Origin of the sequence: Methylobacterium sp. WL116, from assembly GCF_008039455.1 — a bacterium.
Classification (GTDB): domain Bacteria; phylum Pseudomonadota; class Alphaproteobacteria; order Rhizobiales; family Beijerinckiaceae; genus Methylobacterium.
On record NZ_VRUV01000583.1, the window covers coordinates 1 to 2,641 of the forward strand.

Here is a 2,641-nt window from a genome sequence, read left to right on the forward strand (position 1 = left end):
CCGCGACGTCGCGCGCGGGCCCGGATTTCGGCGAACGCCTCGCCGACCGGGTCGCCAGGCTCGGCGGCTCGTGGGGGTTCATCATCGCCTTCACCGGCCTGCTCGTCGGCTGGGTGGTCCTGAACACCGTCGTCCTCGCAGGGTCGGGGGGCGGCTTCGACGCCTATCCCTACATCTTTCTCAACTTGATCCTGTCGATGGTCGCGGCGTTGCAGGCGCCGGTGATCCTGATGTCGCAGAACCGGCAGGCGGAGCGCGACCGCATCGCCGCCGGCCTCGACTACGAGGTCAACCTGCGCGCCGAGATCGAGATCGTGTCCCTGCACGACAAGCTCGACCGCATCCGGACCAAGCAGCTGGAGGATCTGATCCGCGCGCAGACCCGGCAGATCGCCGAACTCGGCGCCGCGCGGACCGCCCGCCCGCGCGGGTGAGCGGCGGCCATTTCGCATGACGGAACGGTCGCACCGGAAAGCCGATGCATCCCAGCCATCCGCCCGCGTCGTTGCATCGCGAAATCACCGCTCCTATCGCTGCCGGCCTTCGGCGCCCGGAGGCGCCCTCGTCGAACGGCCGATCGCACCATGAACTCCGAACCGCTCCCGCTGCCCGAAACCCTGGCCCTGCCCGAGAAGCTGTCGCTGCCGAAGGACAGGATCCGGGTGCTGCTGCTCGAAGGCATCAACGACAGCGCCGTCGGGCTGATGCGCGCGGCCGGCTACACCAACCTCGTCCGCCTGCCGAAGGCGCTCGACCGCGATGCGCTGCACGAGGCCCTGAAGGGCATCCACATCCTCGGCATCCGCTCGCGCACGCAGCTCGACGCGGCGGCCCTCGACGCCGCCGACCGCCTGCTCGCGGTCGGCTGCTTCTCGGTGGGCACCAACCAGGTCGACCTCGACGCCGCGCGGCGGCGCGGCGTGCCGGTGTTCAACGCGCCGTTCTCGAACACCCGCTCGGTCGCCGAGCTCGTCATCGGCGAGATCGTGATGCTCCTGCGCCGGATCGTGCCGCGCTCGGTCGGGGCGCATGCCGGCCAGTGGGACAAGTCGGCGGCCGGCTCGGTCGAGGTGCGCGGCAAGACGCTCGGCATCGTCGGCTACGGCAACATCGGTACGCAGCTCTCGACGCTGGCCGAGGCCATGGGCATGCGGGTCGTCTTTTACGACCACACCGACAAGCTCCGCCACGGCAACACCGAGCCGACCGCCTCGCTCGCCGAGCTGCTCGCCCAGAGCGACGTGGTCTCGCTGCACGTGCCCGAGACCGACGCCACCGCCAACATGATCGGCGAGGCCGAGATCCGCGCGATGAAGCCGGGCGCGTACCTGATCAACAACGCCCGCGGCACCGTCGTCGACCTCGACGCGCTCGCACGGGCCCTGCGCGACGGGCACCTCGCCGGCGCCGCCGTCGACGTCTTCCCGGTCGAGCCCGGCTCGAACCAGGAGCGCTTCGTCTCGCCGCTCCAGGGCCTGGAGAACGTGATCCTCACACCCCACGTCGGCGGCTCGACCGAGGAGGCCCAGGAGCGCATCGGCTCGGAGGTCGCGCGCAAGCTGGTGGATTACTCCGACATCGGCTCGACCATCGGCGCGGTGAACTTCCCGCAGGTGCAGCTCCCGCCGCGCCCGACCGGCGCGCGCTTCATCCACGTGCAGCAGAACCTGCCCGGCATGCTCAACCGCCTCAACGCGGTGTTCTCGAGCGCGGGCATCAACATCGCCGGGCAGTTCTACCAGACCGACGGCGAGGTCGGTTACGTGGTGCTCGAGACCGACGCCACCAACGCCGACGCCGAGACCCTGCTCGCCGAGATCCGCGCGATCCCGGGCACGATCCGCGCGCGGCTGCTGTACGAGCGCCGCTGAGCGGGGCGTTCGCGGACGCCGCCCTGCGATCGATCCGGTCTCCATCGCGGCGTGACGGCGCCGGATGGATCCTGCGAAGCACGCCGCGCTCGCTCTCCCATGAAAAGTGTGTCGGGGAGAGGGGCGTGACTCTCCGAAAGCTCACGCCCCTCATCCTGTCCTTTTCCCCCTGGGCGAAGGGACCCGTGCTCGATTCGGCGTCCGGCCGGTGCCTGAGCGCTCCGTCGCGGACGACCCTGAGAAACTTTCCGTGGCGCGGCTATCGCTGGCGCGGCACTTGCCGCAGCCTCGCTGCATCTTCCGCGGGCTCGGACATCGCCACGCCATGACCACAGGCTTCTTCGCCGCGAAGAAATCCGTCGCCGCGCTCGTCGCCGGGCATGAGGACGACCACGGGCCGGCGCTGGCGCGGAGCCTGTCGGCGTTCGGGCTGGTCTGCATCGGCCTCGGCGCGACGATCGGGGCGGGAATCTTCGTCCTCACCGGCACCGCGGCGGCGGACTATGCCGGCCCGGCGCTCGCGCTATCCTTCGTCGCCGGCGGGATCGCCTGCGCCTTCGTCGGGCTGTGCTACGCAGAGCTGGCCGCGATGATCCCGGTGCCGGGCTCGACCTACGCCTACACCTACGCGACGCTCGGCGAGCTCTGCGCGTGGATCATCGGCTGGGACCTCGTCCTCGAATTCGCCTTCGCCGCCGCCACCGTCGCGGTGGGCTGGTCGGGCTACGCGCAGAGCCTGCTCGCGGATGCGGGCCTGCGCCTGCCGGCGG

General features: G+C 70.8%; 3 protein-coding genes. All 3 read left to right on the forward strand.

The genetic code is table 11. The annotated features are described in order from the left end of the window. On the forward strand, positions 1-434 hold a 434-nt coding region (locus FV223_RS24815; protein ID WP_147729456.1), incomplete at its 5' end, for a DUF1003 domain-containing protein. A 150-nt stretch (positions 435-584) separates the two neighbouring features. Continuing rightward, entirely contained in the window at positions 585-1,871 is a 1,287-nt protein-coding gene (gene serA / locus FV223_RS24820) for a phosphoglycerate dehydrogenase (RefSeq protein ID WP_187276239.1), read from the forward strand. 325 nt (positions 1,872-2,196) lie between these two features. Then, a partial coding sequence (locus FV223_RS24825) for an amino acid permease (RefSeq protein ID WP_147729457.1) occupies positions 2,197-2,641 on the forward strand: 445 nt, incomplete at its 3' end.

Bases quoted from the DNA above. Each gene is read 5' to 3' on its own strand.
- serA (WP_187276239.1), top strand. From the start codon at position 585: ATGAACTCCGAACCGCTCCCGCTGCCCGAAACCCTGGCCCTGCCCGAG.